Origin of the sequence: Methanoculleus sp. UBA430 (genome assembly GCF_002506585.1) — an archaeon.
Classification (GTDB): Archaea; Halobacteriota; Methanomicrobia; order Methanomicrobiales; family Methanoculleaceae; genus Methanoculleus.
The window spans coordinates 98,083-115,623 of sequence record NZ_DAXW01000016.1 but is presented as its reverse complement, the minus strand read 5'-3'; the positions used below and the strand labels follow the sequence as shown (position 1 = coordinate 115,623).

The 17,541-nt window shown below is 60.7% G+C and carries 19 protein-coding genes; 2 read left to right on the top strand and 17 right to left on the bottom strand.

The annotated features are described in order from the left end of the window. Positions 1-8 precede the first annotated feature (8 nt). From BRA49_RS12305 to BRA49_RS12265, 9 genes are read right to left on the bottom strand one after another with little or no spacing between them, the layout of a single operon-like run. Positions 9-455, bottom strand: coding sequence for a carboxymuconolactone decarboxylase family protein (locus BRA49_RS12305; RefSeq protein WP_292386393.1), 447 nt, complete (start codon positions 453-455; stop codon positions 9-11). A 2-nt stretch (positions 456-457) separates the two neighbouring features. Further along, complete coding sequence (locus tag BRA49_RS12300; RefSeq protein WP_292386392.1) at positions 458-1,399, bottom strand: methanogenesis marker 7 protein; 942 nt, start codon at positions 1,397-1,399, stop codon at positions 458-460. Then, entirely contained in the window at positions 1,396-1,980 is a 585-nt protein-coding gene (locus tag BRA49_RS12295) for a methanogenesis marker 17 protein (RefSeq protein WP_292386391.1), read from the bottom strand. Before BRA49_RS12295 ends, BRA49_RS12300 begins: the two co-directional genes overlap by 4 nt. Beyond that, entirely contained in the window at positions 1,981-3,219 is a 1,239-nt protein-coding gene (locus BRA49_RS12290) for a methanogenesis marker 15 protein (RefSeq protein ID WP_292386390.1), read from the bottom strand. It abuts the gene before it with no gap. Then, positions 3,216-3,668, bottom strand: coding sequence for a methanogenesis marker 5 protein (locus BRA49_RS12285; RefSeq protein ID WP_292386389.1), 453 nt, complete (start codon positions 3,666-3,668; stop codon positions 3,216-3,218). Before BRA49_RS12285 ends, BRA49_RS12290 begins: the two co-directional genes overlap by 4 nt. Before the next feature lies 1 nt (position 3,669). After that, positions 3,670-4,134 carry a methanogenesis marker 6 protein gene (locus tag BRA49_RS12280; protein WP_292386388.1) on the bottom strand — a complete coding sequence of 155 codons (465 nt, stop codon included), beginning with the start codon at positions 4,132-4,134 and terminating at the stop codon, positions 3,670-3,672. Beyond that, positions 4,134-5,660 (bottom strand): methyl-coenzyme M reductase-associated protein Mmp3, encoded by a 1,527-nt coding sequence (gene mmp3 / locus BRA49_RS12275; protein ID WP_292386387.1) that lies wholly within the window; start codon positions 5,658-5,660, stop codon positions 4,134-4,136. Before mmp3 ends, BRA49_RS12280 begins: the two co-directional genes overlap by 1 nt. 10 nt (positions 5,661-5,670) lie before the next feature. Continuing rightward, entirely contained in the window at positions 5,671-7,281 is a 1,611-nt protein-coding gene (atwA, locus tag BRA49_RS12270; protein WP_292386386.1) for a methyl coenzyme M reductase system, component A2, read from the bottom strand. Positions 7,282-7,328: 47 nt separating this feature from the next. Beyond that, complete coding sequence (locus BRA49_RS12265) at positions 7,329-8,171, bottom strand: HAD family hydrolase (RefSeq protein ID WP_292386385.1); 843 nt, start codon at positions 8,169-8,171, stop codon at positions 7,329-7,331. A 56-nt stretch (positions 8,172-8,227) separates the two neighbouring features. Here BRA49_RS12265 and BRA49_RS12260 point away from each other — a divergent pair, with 56 nt between their 5' ends. Together BRA49_RS12260 and BRA49_RS12255 are read left to right on the top strand one after the other, a co-directional pair. After that, on the top strand, positions 8,228-9,157 hold the full coding sequence (locus BRA49_RS12260; protein ID WP_292386384.1) for a ribose 1,5-bisphosphate isomerase: 930 nt from the start codon (positions 8,228-8,230) through the stop codon (positions 9,155-9,157). 83 nt (positions 9,158-9,240) lie between these two features. After that, on the top strand, positions 9,241-9,465 hold the full coding sequence (locus BRA49_RS12255; protein ID WP_292386383.1) for a type II toxin-antitoxin system HicB family antitoxin: 225 nt from the start codon (positions 9,241-9,243) through the stop codon (positions 9,463-9,465). 296 nt (positions 9,466-9,761) lie between these two features. Here BRA49_RS12255 and BRA49_RS12250 read toward each other — a convergent pair whose 3' ends face one another. From BRA49_RS12250 to BRA49_RS12215, 8 genes are all read right to left on the bottom strand, one after another. After that, entirely contained in the window at positions 9,762-10,553 is a 792-nt protein-coding gene (locus BRA49_RS12250; RefSeq protein ID WP_292386382.1) for a hypothetical protein, read from the bottom strand. Between the two features lie 11 nt (positions 10,554-10,564). Further along, the gene (locus BRA49_RS12245) at positions 10,565-10,972 is read right to left on the bottom strand and encodes a hypothetical protein (RefSeq protein WP_292386381.1); all 408 of its coding nucleotides are present in this window, start codon (positions 10,970-10,972) and stop codon (positions 10,565-10,567) included. 122 nt (positions 10,973-11,094) lie between these two features. Beyond that, positions 11,095-11,652 carry a hypothetical protein gene (locus BRA49_RS12240; protein WP_292386380.1) on the bottom strand — a complete coding sequence of 186 codons (558 nt, stop codon included), beginning with the start codon at positions 11,650-11,652 and terminating at the stop codon, positions 11,095-11,097. Between the two features lie 357 nt (positions 11,653-12,009). Then, positions 12,010-12,981, bottom strand: coding sequence for an ABC transporter permease (locus BRA49_RS12235; protein WP_292386660.1), 972 nt, complete (start codon positions 12,979-12,981; stop codon positions 12,010-12,012). Positions 12,982-13,248: 267 nt separating this feature from the next. Then, on the bottom strand, positions 13,249-14,256 hold the full coding sequence (locus BRA49_RS12230) for an ABC transporter permease (protein WP_292386379.1): 1,008 nt from the start codon (positions 14,254-14,256) through the stop codon (positions 13,249-13,251). Between the two features lie 7 nt (positions 14,257-14,263). Continuing rightward, positions 14,264-15,223, bottom strand: a complete 960-nt coding sequence (locus tag BRA49_RS12225; RefSeq protein ID WP_292386378.1) for an ABC transporter permease — start codon at positions 15,221-15,223, stop codon at positions 14,264-14,266. Between the two features lie 142 nt (positions 15,224-15,365). Continuing rightward, positions 15,366-15,599: a hypothetical protein gene (locus tag BRA49_RS12220; protein ID WP_292386377.1), complete on the bottom strand. Its 234-nt coding sequence runs from the start codon at positions 15,597-15,599 to the stop codon at positions 15,366-15,368. 617 nt (positions 15,600-16,216) lie between these two features. Then, positions 16,217-17,107: a winged helix-turn-helix transcriptional regulator gene (locus BRA49_RS12215; protein ID WP_292386376.1), complete on the bottom strand. Its 891-nt coding sequence runs from the start codon at positions 17,105-17,107 to the stop codon at positions 16,217-16,219. Between the last annotated feature and the right edge of the window lie 434 nt (positions 17,108-17,541).

Here is a 17,541-nt window from a genome sequence, read left to right as displayed (position 1 = left end):
GGGGTCGGTCACTCGTCGGAACAGGTCTTGTTGAGGCCCGTCCCGTTGATGTCGCAGGAGGGGCAGGGACCGGACCCGTTCACCACCCGGTAGGCGTCCGCGAGGACCGCAGAGTTCGCGAGCATCCCCGCGATCAGGATCACCTCCAGGATCTCGGCCCGGGTTGCGCCCTTCGCCATCGCCGACTGCATGTGGTACTCGACGCAGTGGCTGCACTTGAGCGCGGCGCCCACCGCGAGGCTGATCAGCTCGATCACCTTCGGCTCGAGCCGGGTGGTCTCGGTAACGGCACCCTTGTAGAGCAGGTGCGAAATGAGGATCTCGGGCCGCTCCGACATCCGCTCAAATATCAGGGGGACCCTCCCGTACTCGGCCTCGATCTCCCGGAGGAGTTCCCCTGCTATGGCATCCGATCCCCGTTCGGCAACCCTCGCAAGTATCTTCTCAAAGTCCATCGCTACACCAATATCCTGGTTTCCGAGAAAGGTTTAATCCGGATCAATATGTAATTGCGCATCCGTGACGGCGTAACATCGGCAATATCGCCGATGGTGACCCCATCGGCAATCTCAAGCGACCGGACCGCCGGGGCGTATGAATCATACGGAAGTTTCAGCCGCAGGCCCTCCATCTGGGCGGTCACCGGCGTCGGGTGCGTCAACATGCTGATCTCATGGATCCGCTCCTCGAGGATCGCCATCAGGCGGGGCGGGAAGACGGAGAGGGGATCCTTTGCGAGGACGTCCCGCCGGGCATCCAGGGTGCGGGAGACCTCGTCCACCAATTCATCGAGTTTCGCGAGCTCTTCGGGACGCTTGAACCGGTGCATGATCCTGCCGATCCCCCCGACGTAGCCCTCGACGGGCGGGTCGACGATCGCGACAAGCGTCTCGCGGTCCGGGGCCCCGGTCACCACGATCGGGACGTGGATCCCCCGCCTGAGCACCGGGAACTTCTGCCGGATACACTCCTCGAAGTTGCCGAGCGCATAGACGGCGAGATCATGCTCGTTAATGACATCCCGTTCCTCGTCGTTGAGATTTGCTATCCGCTTCCCAAATCCCCGCGCAAGCCCGACCATGTTTGTCTTCGCGCCGGCCCGCCGGAGGTACTCGGCGATGTCGCAGGCGGTATGCGGGAGGTGATGGATCTCCAGACTCGGGCTGACCACGGCGATCTCGGTCCCGACGAGGGGTGCTTCGGTCACTTCGCCGGCGAGCGGTTTTGCAATCTCTCGAATCAGGTCGATATCGTCTCTCGGCACGAACGACTGGAGCACGACGTCCTGGGCCATGATGTGTTTCTGCACGATGTAGCCCCCGAGGTCGTCGATCAGGTCCACGATCTCGTCGTGCCGGTAGACGCCTCCCTTATAGGTCACCGGCACCAGCGTCGTCACAGCGTCACCCCCATCTTTGCAAAGATCGGTGCGACCATCGTCTCCACGATGTCGCCTTCCAGGGTATCCTCACTCGCCACATAGTAAAACTTCTCGTCCTTGATGTACTGGCGGCGGACCTTGAACCCCTCGGGAGCGATGTACTGCAGGGCGTAGATGATGTCCTTATGGAGCGTCTCGCTTGGGTCTGCCACCACCATCTGCTCAAGGTCCTCTTCCCCGGCCAACCCCGCCGGGAGGACGACGGTGAACCGGTCGGGCTGGTCGACGTTCTCCTTGCCGTATCGGGCCCAGAGTTTCTGGAGCAGCGGCGCAAGGTAGGCCTCGTCGCCGATATCGAGGACAATCTCCTTCTCACCGGGGTTGATGTTCGCGAAGTCGGTAACCCGGATGGCCCGGGGCATATGCCGGAGCATTCCAGCGGCGATGAAGATCGGCGCCTTCGGGTCGACGTAGATGTGCAGCCGGTCGACCACCTTGATCAGGTCGAGATCCTGGAGGACGTCGCCCGCTATCCGTTCGTAGGCCTCTCTCCCGGTTGCATCGGGAGACTCGACGACGAAGTAGTTCAGCGGCGGCATCTACTTCTCCTGGACGAACCCGGACGCGAGCAGGGCAGACCCGACCGCGCCGATGTACTGCGAGTAGGGCGGGACGACGATCTCGGTCTGCAGGAGCTGGCCCATCGCGTAGACCAGCCCCTCGATCAGCGAGGTGCCGCCGACCATGATCACCGGCTCCTTGATGTCAACCTCCTGCAACTGCTGTTCAAAGACCTGTTCGGCGACGCTGTGACAGGCCGCGGCCGCCACATCCTCAGGCGAGGACCCGGCCGCGAGCGCGTTCACCAGGCTCTGCGTCCCGAAGACAATACAGTAACTGTTCATCGGGACGTTTTTGCCCATGCCCTTCATGGCGAGGGGCCCGAGCTCGGTGATATCGATCCCGAGACGCTTCGCGGTCATCTCCAGGAACCGGCCGCTCGCACCGGCGCAGATCCCGCCCATCGTGAATGTTCCCGGGATACCGTCGATCACGCTGATCGCCTTGTTGTCCATACCGCCGATATCGATGACGGTCGAGGCTCCCCGCTGGTGGCCGGCAAGGTAGACGGCGCCCTTCGAGTTCACCGTCAACTCCTCCTGGATCAGGTCTGCTCCGAAGTGTTTCCCGATCAGGAACCGCCCGTAGCCAGTGGTCCCAATTGCCTGGATATTCTCACGGGCAAGGCCCGCCATCTCCAGGGCCTGGGCAACGGCACCCTCCGCGCTCTTGATCACCTCGGTCGTCGGGAGCCAGCCGGTTCCGACGATCTTGTTCTCCTTCATCACGACCGCCTTCGTGGTGCTCGACCCCGAGTCGACGCCCATCGTGATCCCGGTCTGCTCCTCGCGGGCAAGGAGCGCTCTCCGCCGGGCGATAGTGGTCAGGGCCTCCATCCTCGTGAGAAGAGTTCCGGAGGTCGTCCGCTCGGTGAAGGAGTAACTTACCACCGGCAGCTTCGAGTTTTCGGGGATATATCGCCTGAGTTCGTTCCTGACAATCGCCGCCTCGGCGCACCGGAAGCAGGTGCCGATGAAGACCCCGTCCGCCTCCACCTTCCCTTCCACCAGGGCCATGCCCCGGGCGATCATCAGTTTTAAGTCGGCGCTTCTGACATCCAGCCCGAACGCCTTGACCGCTCGCTCGACGTCGGCGAGCGCGATATCGGGGAAGAACATCTCCGCGCCCACCGACTCGGCGGCGTCATAGATCTCTTTCTGGACGCCGCTGTATTCGGCGCCGCAGGTGAGCTGGGCGATCCGTACTTTCCGGTTCACGCTTCACCCTCCTCCGGGAGACTTGTGAGGAACTTCCTGACGGCGGCGACGAACAGTATGCCCTCCTCCTCGTTCGTGGGGTACTTCAGTTCCAGGATCGGCATGCCCTTCTGGCGCAGGGAGAAGAGGATCAACTCGTCGGTGCGGGCGCATCCCATGCACCCGAACGCAAGGTCGGCGTCGGTGACGATGATCGCGGCCTCGGCCTCCTCGATGAGAGGGCCGTAAATCGCCATCCTGCCCCGGACGCCGGACGGCACTTCGACGGCCGCATACTTCAGGCCGCGCTTGGGCTCTTCGGGCGTGATCTGCAGGGGCGGGGAGTCGACCCCGGCGGTCTGTATCCGCTCCCGGATACCAAGGGCTGCACCGAGCGGTTTATGGCCGAACCGAGCCACCAGGTCGGAGAGGATGAGGCTCGTTGCAGGGTAGATAAACACCTTTGCCATGTTATTGCTCCTCTGTCTCTATCAGTTCTTGTAATCGCTTGATATCCAGCAGGGGTCTCTTCTCGCGCAGCACTTCCGCTTCCGGCACTTCCGCATCCTCTCCCCGGCGATCGAGTTCTTCGAGGCCGCGGGTGATGTAGCGGAGGATGCGGAACTCACGCTCGTGGCCGAGGTAGCCCGGCCGTGCCCCGCCGAGGTTCGCCCGACACCGCCGCGGGTCACCGGGCGGGAACCCGCGGTCCTTGACGAAGATGTGGGTGGGGTCGAAGGAACGAATCTCGTCGATGAGGCGGTCGACCGCCTCAGGAACGCCGGTCAGCTGCAGCCCGAAGCATGTCTCCTTGATCAGGACGCCCTCGGACGCCTCGTATGCCCTGAGCGCGAGCTCGCCGGGGGTCATGGACGGGGACTCGATGAAGACGTATTTCGTTATCGTGCCCACGTATTTCGGGATGTACTCGGCCATCACTTCACCTCTCTCACGTATACCGTCGCCCCTTCGCGCATCCCGGCGAGGTTCCCCGCATCAAGCACGTTCCCGATGACGTTCGTGCCCGTGAGCGGTTCAGATGTCGGCCCGAACTCGGCGTTCGGTGTCGTGCGAACGCCGACCATGCCGGCACCCCGCCGGGAATCGTTCGTCATCGCAAGGGTGAACGCCGGTACCTCGCCTGTCGGGGTGTTCTCCGGGATGATCCCGACACCCTTCCCGATCTTGGGCTTGAAGAGGAAGACGTCCTCGAACGTGAATACGAGCGGCATCTTCCCGACGGCATGATGTTTAAGCCCGGTCACCTCACGGAAGATCGTGACCGACCGGGGAGCAGCCGCTTCGTCGAGCGTGATGCTGATGACGTGAGCGGAGGGTTCCGTCGTGACCTTGACCGCTCCGGCGGCCAGGACCTCGAGCGTCGTTGCCGGGGTCTGGCCGACCACGACGCGGTCACCTTCAGCCGCATCGGCGGTGAGCGTGATACCGCGCCGGGCAGCGACCGCTTCGGCCTCTCCAAGGTCGAGACCGACCAGATCAAACCGTTCCGGTTCGGCCCGGATGGCGAGGAGGTCGCCCTCGCCGGCAAACCGGACGAGTTCAAGCCCGTGGCGGACCCGGCCGACGACGGTATGCACCGGGCTTGCCGATACGCCCTGCGTGTAGATGTAGACGGCGCCCGATGATTTCCCGGCGGTCCGGACCGTGATGGTCCCCTCGAGCCGCGGGCCGGGAAGGTCTGCCGGAACCTTCGTCGGGACCAGGTGCGTATCGGCGATGTAGGTGCTGCTCGAACGGTCCACCGGGAATCTGCCGTTCTGCACGGCGAGGAGAAAATGCTCGACGCTGCGGGCGGTCCGGATATCAATCCCTTCTCCTCTGAAACCCTCCACATCCGCCTCCACGTAGGAGATGACCTGCATCCCGTCTTCGAGCGGGAACCCCGCATCGCGGGTGATAACGGCATGCGACCGGTCGGCACGCCTGAATATCCGCTCGACTTCGACGATCCGGTCGCCCTCGACGATCCGGTCAAGCAGTCCCCGGCCGGTGACGACCCTGCCGATGACGCCGCCTCCCGCCGGAGCTCCGTAGTCGGCGGTATGCCGCATACGCGCGAAGATCAGGTAGGACCGGGACGGTTCGTAGCCGCCGCACCCGAGGATGACGTCGCCTCGCTCGTACCGGCCTGGCTCCCGTGCCGGCCTGATATCGGATTTAAACGGCCCGAAGGCAGCGGCGTGGCGGTCCTGCCAGTGCAGGCGGAGGTGCTCGGAGAGGCCCGGCCGGAAGAGCCGGGAGACCATCGCCGGCTCCGCTATCTCGGCGACCGAATCACCGGCCGAGGTGACGAACCTGACCTCCTGCGACTCCGCCGCGTCCTCTTCGATTGCCGGGCGGATGACGGCGACGCTGCACCGCCCGGCCCGCCCGGGGAGGAGATCCCCGAGTCGGGCGCCTGCCGGGACTTCTACACGTTCTCCGTCCAGGTGGATCTCCATCCTTCACACCTCAGGGGGCGCCTGCCCCCATCACGCGTCGTTCGTCCTCGGTGAGGTGAGCAAGCACCTCCTCCGTCGGACCCATCTTGATGATCTTGCCACCCCGCATGAGGGCGACCCGGTCGCAGACATCGCGCACGAACTCCATGTCGTGTGAGACCACGATGAACGTTTCGTCCATCTCCTCACGCGAGTGGAGGATCGAGTGCTTCACATCGATCTTCGTGATGGGATCCATCGTGCCGGTCGGCTCGTCGAGGACGACAATAAGGGGCTCGCGGATGAGAACCTGGGCAAGCGCCACCCGATGCTTCTCGCCCTCGGAGAGCTGACTTGGGTAGCGGTCCAGGATCTCCCGGCTCTTCTCGGGGGTAAACCCGGCCATCCCGAGGGTGATGATCGCCTTCCTCATCGCAAGTTCTTTGGGGAACTCGAGGCCGATGGCGTCGGTGAGGTTGTCGAGCACCGTCCTGTGCGGGTAGAGGTCGTACTCCTGGTGGAGAAGGCCGATGTAGCCTTTCGCCCGTCCGCGGTGCTCAATGCCGGGTTTCGTCATATCGATCCAGTCGTCCCCGATCCGGATGTTCATCTCGCCGCTGGTGGGCTCGAGGATCCCGGATATAATCCTTGAAAGGGTCGTCTTACCCGCACCGCTCTTGCCGATGATCCCAAATATCTCCTGTTCGGCGACTTCGAAGGAGACGCCGTTGACCGCCCGGACCATGCCCCGGTCAACCGAGAGGTAACGCTTGATCACGTCCCGGGCGACCAGGATCTTCTCGCCGACCTCCGCAGTCTCGTGCTGCTCGGTGTCGCTGTAGTCCTCCATGAACCGGTGAATGACCTCCTCCGGGGCCCCGATCTCCTTGATCTCCCCGTCCTCAAGGAGGATTGCCCGGTCCACGACGTCCTTGATGACGTTTGAGAAATGCGACGTGATTACCATTGCCATGTCGTTTTTCTCAGCACTCTCGATGAGCATCCGGTGAACGAGCGTGGCGGTCTCCGGATCGAGCGTCCCGGTCGGTTCGTCCGCAAAGAGCATGAACGGGTTCTTGGCGAGCTGCCGGGCGAGCACCACCCGCTGCTTCTCGCCGCCGGAGAGGTCGCGGGCGATGTGCATCATCCGGTGGGAGAGCCTGACCTGGTCGATGAGGTCGGCGGCCCTGCTGACCGCCTTCTCCGCCGGATAGCCGATGTCGTCGAGCGCCCGCAGGATGTTCTCGATCACCCGGTCGTCGCCGTAGAGGGCGAACGTCCGCTGGAACATGATAGCGGTCCTTCGCATGATCCGTCGTTTTATCGCCGCGCTCTCATCCGCCCAGAAATCGACGTCCATGGCTTTGAGTTCGCCGCCACAGACGGGGCACGGCTTCCCTCCCTCGCTCGGGACGCCGACATAATCGCACGCACCACAGGCGACGATATGATAGATGATCGATCCCTGTGTCGGGGGCTGGTCCACGCCCCGCATAAGGTGCATAAGAACGGTCTTGCCGGCCCCGCTTCTCCCGATTATGCCGACTGTCTCTCCCTCCGCTACCTCAAAATGTATATCTTTGAGTACAACAGTCCCGTTGAACTCCATGCAGAGGTTCTTTACCGTAATGAGTGGGGTCATCTCGAGTTCCTCGTTAATCTAATCTTCTCGTGGTATCATATTAGGGTTTATATTGTTGCACTTTTCCCGCTCTCCGTGGTTTCCACGAGAAGTTCCGCCACGATACCGGGCACCTCGCTGACGTTGCGGATCACCCGGTCTGCGGTGGTATAGAGTATATCCGGTTTGTGATCGGACTGCTGTTCGGTCAGCAGTGCAAGGTCCGCCTTCCGGAAGGCATGGAGATCGTTGATGGCATCGCCAACCATAACAACCTTGTTGTACTGCTCTTTGAGGTCTTCCACGATCCGGGCCTTCATCGAGGGGGTCGCGACGCCGTAGACCCGTTCTCTGGGGATGCCGAGGTAGTCCCCCATCCGTTCGAGTTTCGTCACGCGGTCCCCGGATGCTATGTATGCGGGGACGCCCATACGGTGCAGTTCGCTGATGGCCTCTCTCGCACCGCTAAAAGGTCTCCCGCCGGTGGTCACGGTGAACTCGATGCAGGAGAGGTCCATGTTCAGGATGACGCCGCTGTTCATGGTGACGATCGACTCTCTCTTGCAGCAACTCCAGACCTTTCGAATGCAGGCCTGCAGGTCGCCGATGCGGGCACGCCTGTCGGTATAAAGGATATCTGCAACCTCCTCGGCGGGGATGACCCGCCGCGAGCAGGCCACCCCGAACCCGACCGACCGTTCGAGGAAGAACTCCGAGAGGAGCCGGTCCTCCGGCGCCTCCATGACATCCCGGGAGTGGAGGTGGAGGACGACGAGCACCCTCGCCTCAACCCCAAAGGTGATGGTCGTGGTCTCGACCTCAGTCAACATCTCATCGTGGAGGAGATCCCGCGCCACGCGGTAGGTCCGGAGAAGTGTGCCTGCACTATCGAAAACAACGGCAACCGACATGTGTTCTCACGTCAATAAATCTATGTAGTCTCTGGTCGTCTCTTCAATGAAGACCTATGGTACTGAGTAAGACGGCAGCAAGCATAAAGAATATGGAGATCCGGGGCGCCGGCAGGATCGCCCGGGCGGCGGTAGAATCACTGGCCGATTATGCCCGGAATCTTGACGTATCCGACCCAGAGACCTTCAAGCAGGAGATGCAGAGAGCGGCCGATATCCTCACAGCGACTCGCCCTACTGCCGTCTCGCTCCCGAACGCGGTGCGCTCCGTGATGCGGGCTCTCGATTCGTTCGAGTCCGTGGAGGCCGGACGGGACGCGGTTCTTGCGCGAGCAGCGGAGTTCGTCGACCACTCGGAGCACGCCATCGAGCGGATAGCGGAGATTGGGGCACGCCACATCTCCGACGGCGACGTCCTTATGACCCACTGCAACTCCGAGGCGGCGCTTTCGTGCATCCTCGAGGCCCACCGGCAGGGCAAGGAGATCGAGGTCTACGCGACGGAGGTCCGGCCCCGGGGCCAGGGTCTCATCACCATCAGGACCTTAAACGATGCCGGGATCCGCACAAACTATATTGTCGACTCGGCGGTCCGCTACTTCATCAATGACGTCGACCTGGTCGTCGTCGGTGCCGACGCGATCGCGGTGAACGGCGCGGTGGTGAACAAGATCGGGACCGCCCAGATTGCGCACGCAGCACACGAGGCGCGGACGAACGTCATCGTGGCGGCGGAGACCTACAAGTTTGCGCCAAGGACGATCCTCGGCGAACTGATCGAGATCGAGGAGCGGGACCCCTATGAAGTGCTCCCCCGTGAAGAAGTGGAGAGACTTCCGTTCGTCCGGGTCAGGAACCCGGCCTTCGACGTGACGCCCGCGGAGTATGTCGACCTGATCGTCACCGAGCAGGGGGCGATCCCGCCGGGGCTCGCGTTCACGGTGATACGGGATTACCTGGGGTGGAAGATCGAGGAGCTGCGGTGAGGTGGGGATCATAGAACCAATTTTTCAGTAACACTGAACGTCACGAGATATATTATTCCACAAAACAATATGATAAAATTGGTATGAAAGTCAATTGCCTCATAGAGAAAGACGAGGATGGTTACTACTATGCCTCGATTCCCTCGCTTCCGGGGTGTTTTACACAGGCAAGGACTTATGAAGAATTAATAAGACGACTTGACGAGGCAATTTCGTTATTCCTTGAAGTCAATGAATCACCCGAACCGGATGAACTGCGAGAGTTTGTGGGGGTTCAGAGAGTTGAAATTAAGTCCTGTCAAGGCTGAAATAGTCATAATATTAAAATATTAACGTACTCCGGCTCTATTGACCTCTCAACGACGCCCCTCTCCTGCTCAACCCGGCCCTCGTGGTCGGGAGAATCCATTTGGTCCTGCTATCGAGAGGTAAGGCACCGGTTTTCTCCAGAACCCAGGCACAGAATGACCTCAACGGGCGCCTGCAACCGCCGCCACACATCCCCAAACCCTGCCACCTGCGCCCTCACCGGGATCACCCCGGTGCCCGGAGAAAATCCCCCACAGCCTGAAGACACGCCTATCCCCGCTCACGGCCCGGGCGGTCAACGTACCTTCTCGACCGTTGCATCAACGACGATCCGCCCACTCGTCCCGGCGGGGACAGTCTCCCTCACTTCTGTCCGGTAGGTCTCCTGCGCCATCCCGTGGAAGAGGCCGCACCCGGCCGTCAGCGTGAGGGAGACCGTCAGTTCTCCGGGTGGGCCGATGCCCTCGTCAACGAAGATGACCGTTACATACCGGTCATCCGCGCTCCTCTCGACGACCGGCGAGAGGTGTTCCACCGGGGAGCGTTTCGTCCCTTCTATAGTCTCCTCGTCACGCGTGAAGCGGGCCTGGATATCGGTCAGGGTGTTGTTCCGGTTCTGGAACGCAAGCATATTCCCGTCCCGTGTCCCGACGATCGTCGTCGTCCAGCCGTCGAACGTCCGGCCTTCAAGTCTGGATGCCGGGATGATCACCTCCCCGTCCTGCACGGGGAGGGGAACGAGGATCGTCGTCACAAGCCCCTCGGTTCGCCCTTCAAGGCCGTCTACCGTGACTTCGTAGCCGACAAGGCCAGGACGGTGTTCGTACCACCCGGCCCAGACGTTCAGGCCGAGAAAGATCAGGCCGCAGAGGATCACCCCGATGACGACCGAGGCCGCGAGCCGCTGAACCGCCGTCCCCCTCCGGAGCGCAATGATTCCCAGGGCCACAGCGGCGATGACGCCGCCAGCAAGCACGGCGTCGGCGATGAGGGGAAGCGAGCTCATGCGGAGGACCCAGTAGATCAGGTAGGCAACGAAGAGGACGACGGCGATGAGCAAGGTCAGGGTGCGGGAATTTTGTTTCATGTGAGGCCTCCTTATGTCCCGGGGGGAGCCTCGGGAATATACGACGGATACGTCTCGTAGACGGAGTAGACCATGCAGGAGTCGTTGATCTTCACCACAATCATCGAAGAGGTCTCACGGTCGTCAGGGTCCGGGTCCAGGGGACGGAAGACGAGCTGGGTGTAGTTTGTGTCCCTCTCGGGATAGGAACCTTTTGAGAACGTGATCGTATCGATGCTCTTGTTGTCCAGTAGTTCGACGACCTCCGGATCGTGAAGCGCCACGGTCAATGCGTCGAGAGACGTGATCTCTGCCGGGCATATGCCTGCAGCCCCTGCTGCTGCGGGCTCATTCTGCGTTGGAAGGAGATAGCCAGCCCCGATTCCAGCGATGAATGCCAGGATTATGAGGGCGGCGGTCAACGGGTTTATGCCAGCCATGATGTTACCTGCTGCTCATTTGATTACTGCTCGTATGGGAGCCAACCCTCTGGAGAAACCAAAGGAGGCATCACCGAGAGCTTTTCTGAGATTATATGATCCGTTTTCACCCGGACGATCTCCTACCGGAAGACGAGATCTCCTCGCGACGAAGTGCTCTCTCCGCCTTTATTGCACGCGGTCTCCCAGTGGTACGCACCGGGACCCTCAGGCATGAAGTCCACCGAAAGCGTTCCCTTCCAGTTGTCGTTGAGGAGCAGGGTGTCGTCTATGGTCCACGCATCTACCGTGCCATCCGGTCCTTCCAGTCGGAACTCGGCCGTACCTCCGATTGCACTGTTGGTGTCGACGTATTCGCACTCCACGATGAACCGGTAAACCAATCCCGGCGTATGGTTCTCGACGAACCATGACCCCGCGTCTGCCGTACAGTCGACACCTCCGCCCTCGTCGATGACGAGGGAACCGCCGTCGACGGGTATGACGCGCGTCAGGTTCCCGTCGACGGACACGATGGGGGTCAAGCCCACATCTACGGGAGTGACGCGTGTCAGGTTTCCGTCGACAGGCATAACATGGGGCAGATCATTCTCTGCGCCGACCGGCACCGCCGCCATGCAGACCAGGAGCAGGCCGATGACGGCAACAGCGCACGTTCTGAAGATTTTGTTCCGTTTCATGATGGTTTCACCTAATTCTATTCACGCTCCTCCCGGAGGCCGCGGAACTGCAATGGCTATCCCCGATCGCAGCCAACAGCACCATTGCCCTCCGGGCACGCGGTGGGAGCCGGGACACGACGCCGATCGAGGTCCCCGGCCCCTGCGGGATACCACACGTGGTATCACCGATGGAGACGTCGACGTTCTCTCATATACCTTTTCTGTGACGATCAGCTACACATCCGGGCATTCGAAGGCTCCGGATCGGAAGAAAAGGGGGGCCTGCCGGCAGCGGAGCCCGGTGCTCCGGTCTCTCCCCCCGGATGCCGGCTACAGGCGGATTGCGCGCATTCAGGATTGGATCGCTCCCGACCGTCACCGGATATCCATCCGCATGAACGTAACATACGCGGCAGAGAAGAATACGCACGGCAGAGCAATGAGTGCAACAACATTTGCCCAGATCCTGCCGAGAATTTCATCCAGGCCGGGTTGTGTCTCCGGAGGACCTTCAACGAAGGAGTATGGGTTGTTGTCCATTGTCACGGCAATCTTCGGATCGGTGACAGCAAGTGCAGTTTTTTGGTAATTGACGTTCGGAGAGAGCAAATTGATCAGAGATGATGCGGCAGCCCGTCCCTCCCAGTAAGACTGCATTTCTCGCTCATACTGCTCAAATTCACTGGGATCGACGCTTTTAGAGATGTAAAGGGAGCCTTGGGCATCGACAGGAGAAGCGGGGAGCGGTCCGGCAATCATCTCGGCGGCCGTCCAGCCTAAGATTGGTACGGCCGATGAGAGGAGCAGAAAGATCGCGAGAGTGGATATAAGGGCCGTTCCGCTGTCCGGCGCGACGGTGGACATCATGAGAGCAAGCGAGAAGTAGGTCAGGACGAACATCGTGGATATACCGGTGAACATCAGGATCGCACAGAATTCGTCGACGGTTGGTACGATACCCATAACAAGGAGAATGGCGACCGATACCGCTATCGTCGCACCGAGGGCGATCGCCAGTACCAGGGCGCTGGCGATTGCTTTTCCGTTCACAATCTCGTCCCTGAACACCGGGTGGGAAAGGAGGGTTTTGAGCGATCGTGTCTCTTTTTCTTTTGAGATGAGGTCAAATCCCATTGCGATGCCGAGGAATACCCCAAACATCACAAAGTAGTCGGTCATTTTTGTAAAAATTATCAGGGGCGAGGGTTTTTCGGGCATATATCCCGGCATCTGGGTATCGGAAGAGACGGACTGCATCCGCTGTGCGTACGATGCAAGCATATTGTTGTACTGGTCTGCCCCATCGTGTACGCCGATCGCAGATATGATCAGAAACAATGCAAATATGGTGAGGAAGCGTCAGTTGGTCAACTGGTCGACAAACTCTTTCTGCAGCACGACGAACAAGCCTGAAGTCACGGAAAGCCACCCCCGGCAGCGAGCGACGGGAGCGTAACGGTCCTGCACCGCCGCGTGCTGAAGGTCTGCATCGGCATCGCTGCACCGTCACCCGGGCATCTCAACCCCGGCAACCGAAACCAGTTCGTCTGAATAAACCGGCCCTCCATCGGAGAATGCTTGATATTTACCATTTTTTCACTCGGAATCCGATTGTCATCGCAGATCGATCCGCATGAACCGCACATAGGCTACGGCAAGGAAGATCGCCGGGAACACAACGAGGGCAACGATGTTCTGCCAGAGCCGGTCCAGCAGTTCCCCGGGGGCGTGAGTCACCGCGTCCTCGCCGTGATAGTCAACCAGAACCTCCGCCACTGTATCACACATCGTCTCGTAGTTGCTGTTTGGGCTGAGCGCCAGGAATGCGTCTCTGACGCCGTTGTACGTCCCGTAGTACCTGCTCTGCTCCTCCTCCAGGTAGCTCTGCATCTCCTCCGGCAGGACATCCTCCGGGAGCGGTTCGGGGAGGGGGCCGGCGGCCAGACCGGCGGCATACCCGGCCGCGGCGGGAACGACCGTCGAGAAGAGGATGAAGACCGCCATCGCCCAGGCAAGCGCCCGGCCGCCGTCTTCGGTAAACCCGGAGAACACGACGGCGACGGCAAAATACGCCAGCAGGTAGAGGACCGTGGCTCCCCAGAAGAGCGCTACCATCACCGCCGCGTAAGGCGTGACGGTGAACCCGGCGGCGAGCATCGCGCCCAGCGCCAGGATGAACGGCACGGCGGATGCGAGCGCCAGCACGGCGGCGCCGCCCATGGCCTTGCCGGTGATGACCTCGTCCCGGAAGACCGGTCGGACGAGGAGCATCCGGAGCGATCGGGTCGTCCGCTCCCCGGAGATGAGGTCGAACCCCACGGCGATCGCGAGAACCGGGCCGAAGAGGAGAAAATTCTCCCCGGGGGCCAGGAGGATGTACATGGCCGACGGGATAAAAGGGGAGGAGTAATTTGCCGGTATAGGCGGGAGGGCGATCTTCATCTGCTCCAGTTGAAGTTCATACCACTGCAATGAACTCGCGTAACTGTCAAATCCGTTATGCAGGGCAAGAACGGTCAGGATCCCGAAGAGCGCAAGCACCAGGAGGAATGTCCGGTCGGTGAGGTGGTCGGCAAACTCCTTTCGCGCGATGATCGCGACACGGGAAAGATCGATTCTCATCGGGGCATCACCGGACATCCATCCTCTGGAACGCTATATAGGCGAGCACAAAGAGCGCGAGCGGCGCCAGAAAGAGCACCAGCGCGTTCTGCCAGAACCGCGCGAGGGCGTCCATCGGGTGGGCGCTCCCGTCGTCGGGGAGAAACACCCAGGAACCCCCGAGAAATGAATAGGCGGTGAGCCGCGGTTCAAGGGCGCTTGCTGCAACCAGTTTGTAGTTTCTCTGCGGAGAAAAGACCGTCACGACACTCTCGACCAGATCGAGCCGGGCCTGATACTCCTCTCGTTCGGCGGGGCTTGCTCCCGGGAGAGGATGAGCCCCGGCAAAGGTGTCCTTCGCAACCTCTCCCGCCGCCGGAATTACGGCTGAAAAGACGAAGAACGCAATCAGCGCATACAAAAAGGCTTTCCCCGTCCGCGGAACCACCGTCGAGATTGCCAGGGCAAGGCCGAAGTAGAACGCCAGAAACGCAACCGTTGCGAGCGAAAAAAGCAGGATCGAGACCAGATCGTCCGGGCCGGGCACGATCCCTTCAAGGAAGAGGACCGCCATCGAGACGGCAAGCCCGGCGGCGACGACCATCGTCAGGGCAAGGAGGCCTCCGAGCGCCTTGCCGGTGATGACCTCGTCCCGGAAGATCGGCCGGACGAGGAGCATCTTCAGCGAGCCGGTCTGCCGCTCCCGCGAGACGAGGTCGAACCCCATGGCGATCGCCAGGATCGCCCCGGCGGTCGATATGGCCTCCGGGAGGGGGAAGTAGACGTCGGCGGCGTTCGGCAAGCCAAGCATAGGCTCGTGAAAACCCCATTCGTCGATGACGGGATCGGCGTACGCCTCCTGGGCGTATCGATATCCGGCAAGGCCCTGCTGGAACGGGAGGATGCAGACCACGAGGAGCAGGACGGCGAGGACGAGGAACGTCCGGTTCGTCAGGTGGTCGGCAAACTCCTTGCGTACCACAGTCATCAGGCCGCCTCCGGTCGGTCGGGTGCTCGCCGTTACTTGCATGGGTTGTCACCGCTCATATGCTCACGCCCAATGGGATGCCAAAGGGACCGCAGTTTACGGGAAACAACGGCCCCACGGCAAAATTCATGAGAACAGGCTGTCACACCTGGGTCCAGCCGCTCTGGTCAAACCAGCTCTTCGATACGACACCGTTCTCGACCAGCGCACGGTAACCATGGGCCTGGTAATTGCCCGGCGCGGGATTGGAATACGATCCAGATGCCGTGGCATGACGCTCGTTGTAGTAGGGCTGTATTTGAGTAATGGCGACCTCCGTGAGTGGCGAAGAACCATCAGTATACCGGAGGCTTGCCTGGATGTAGATCTCATCCATAGGCTCCGTCACGTGAGTCTCAGCGGAATACTGAACTCGGGTTGGTGACGTCTCTTTATACGACGTCGCGGAGTCTGTCGCCTGATACGCACTCACCGCAGGCACGGCAACCATGGCCACAAGAAGCAGGGCCATGAGTACAGGCCTGATATAAGGACCTTTTTTCTGTGTCATTTTCGTTCCTCCTTTATGCATACCCGGAAGGCCACGGAACCGTAACGGCTATCCCTGATCGCAGCCAACAGCACCATTGCCCTCCGGGCACACTGTGGGGGCCGGGACACGACGCCAATCGAGTTCCCCGGCCCCCGCGGGATACCGCAGGGGGTATCGCCAGTCGAGACGTCGTTGTCCTTCTTTATACCTTTTCTGTGACAATCATCGACTCGAACAGGCATTCGAGGGCTCCGGACCGGGAATACAATCCGTCCTGCATCTGCAGGAGCCCGATACTCCGGCACTATCCCCGAATATCAGCTGCAGGCCGATGGCGCACGTCCGCGCGCCGGTAGCAGCGTCCGGGCATTCCGGCAATCGGGGGTAAAAGATCCATTGCGACGAGGACACACCGCTCGTACTCTTCAGGTGGAAAGAGCAGTCATCCCCGCGAGACTGACTCACACAGCATGTTCCGCCGGAATCCCTGCGGATCCGGAACTGCGGTTATGCGCATACTCCGTCAGTATTCGAGAGTAGTCGTCGGTGAGAGTATACCGCACATACCGCCCCTCCCTCTCGGATGTTACGATACCCAGGTGTTCCAGATATTTTACGTGCGTATAGACTGTGGCTCTGGACAGACCGGACTCTTCGGCGAGTTCTTCGGTGCATGCACCCTGATTCAGGAGGATCCGTGTTATAATTCCTCGCAGAGTGTCATTACCCATGGCAATGATAAAAGCCTCTTTTTCAGCAGAGTACGGCGAACCTGTGGCGAAATAATGGCATCTCCCCCTGCTCTTGATCGCCTTCAACAGGCCTGCGGACTCCAGTCTTTCCACATGGTAACCAAGTGTCCCTCTCGTCAGCGACATCTCCCTCAGCAATTCCCTGAAGTGCAACCCCGGGTTTGCCTTGATGAAGCGTAGAATCTCAAGCCTCCGCGGACTGTCCAGAACATTCTTTCTGCAGATTCGTTTGTACCCGAGGTAGCCGACGGCCTTCAGGGGGAGAAGGGTCTCGATCGGGGCCGCCGTCAACTGGGGAAACACGCACAGTAGCAGGACGAGCCAGAGCGGGATCGGGTCGAGCTCCTGAACCGTCTCGCCGGATACGGACATGCCGGGTTCTTGCCCGACGTTTCTCGATGGCCGGACCGTGTATTCGGCGGCATCGGCAACCGCTACCAGCAGCACCAGAACGAGGATCGAGAGGGTGAACAGCCGGAAAAGTCTGCCCGGTCCAGCGCAGGTAAATGTTGAGGGTGTATGGTCTCTGGAACGGCACCCGCTCGCCGTATACATCGAATGTCCGGGCTCCTGGTTCCACATAATTGCTATCTGGGTCAATGTCGATATCAATCCTGTTATTTGTCTTCCCGTTGCTATCGTCCGGAACGTGCCGAGCCTACTCCCCGGAAGGGCGTATGTCAACATCCGGGTTGAGGCTCAGCCCTCCGGGTACACCCAGGATGTGCGACACCGCTTCCGAGATAGAACCGGTGCCTGTTAGTCTCCCCCTGACCGATGCTGTCGCACAGCCGCAGGATCGTTACCGGATCGTCCGACGCCGGAGGGCGAGCCGGGTGCCCGCCTTCAGTTGGCGACACCGGGGGCACGGGCAAAGGAGGTAATGGCCGACAGCAGGGCAAGGGCCATACATTTTCTCTTTTCTGATACCTCAATGTCGTATTCCAGATTTTATGAATTTTATAGCACAAACACCAATTCTATTCTCGTCTCTGCCCCCATCTATTCCCGGAGACGAACTTGCCTGAAGATTA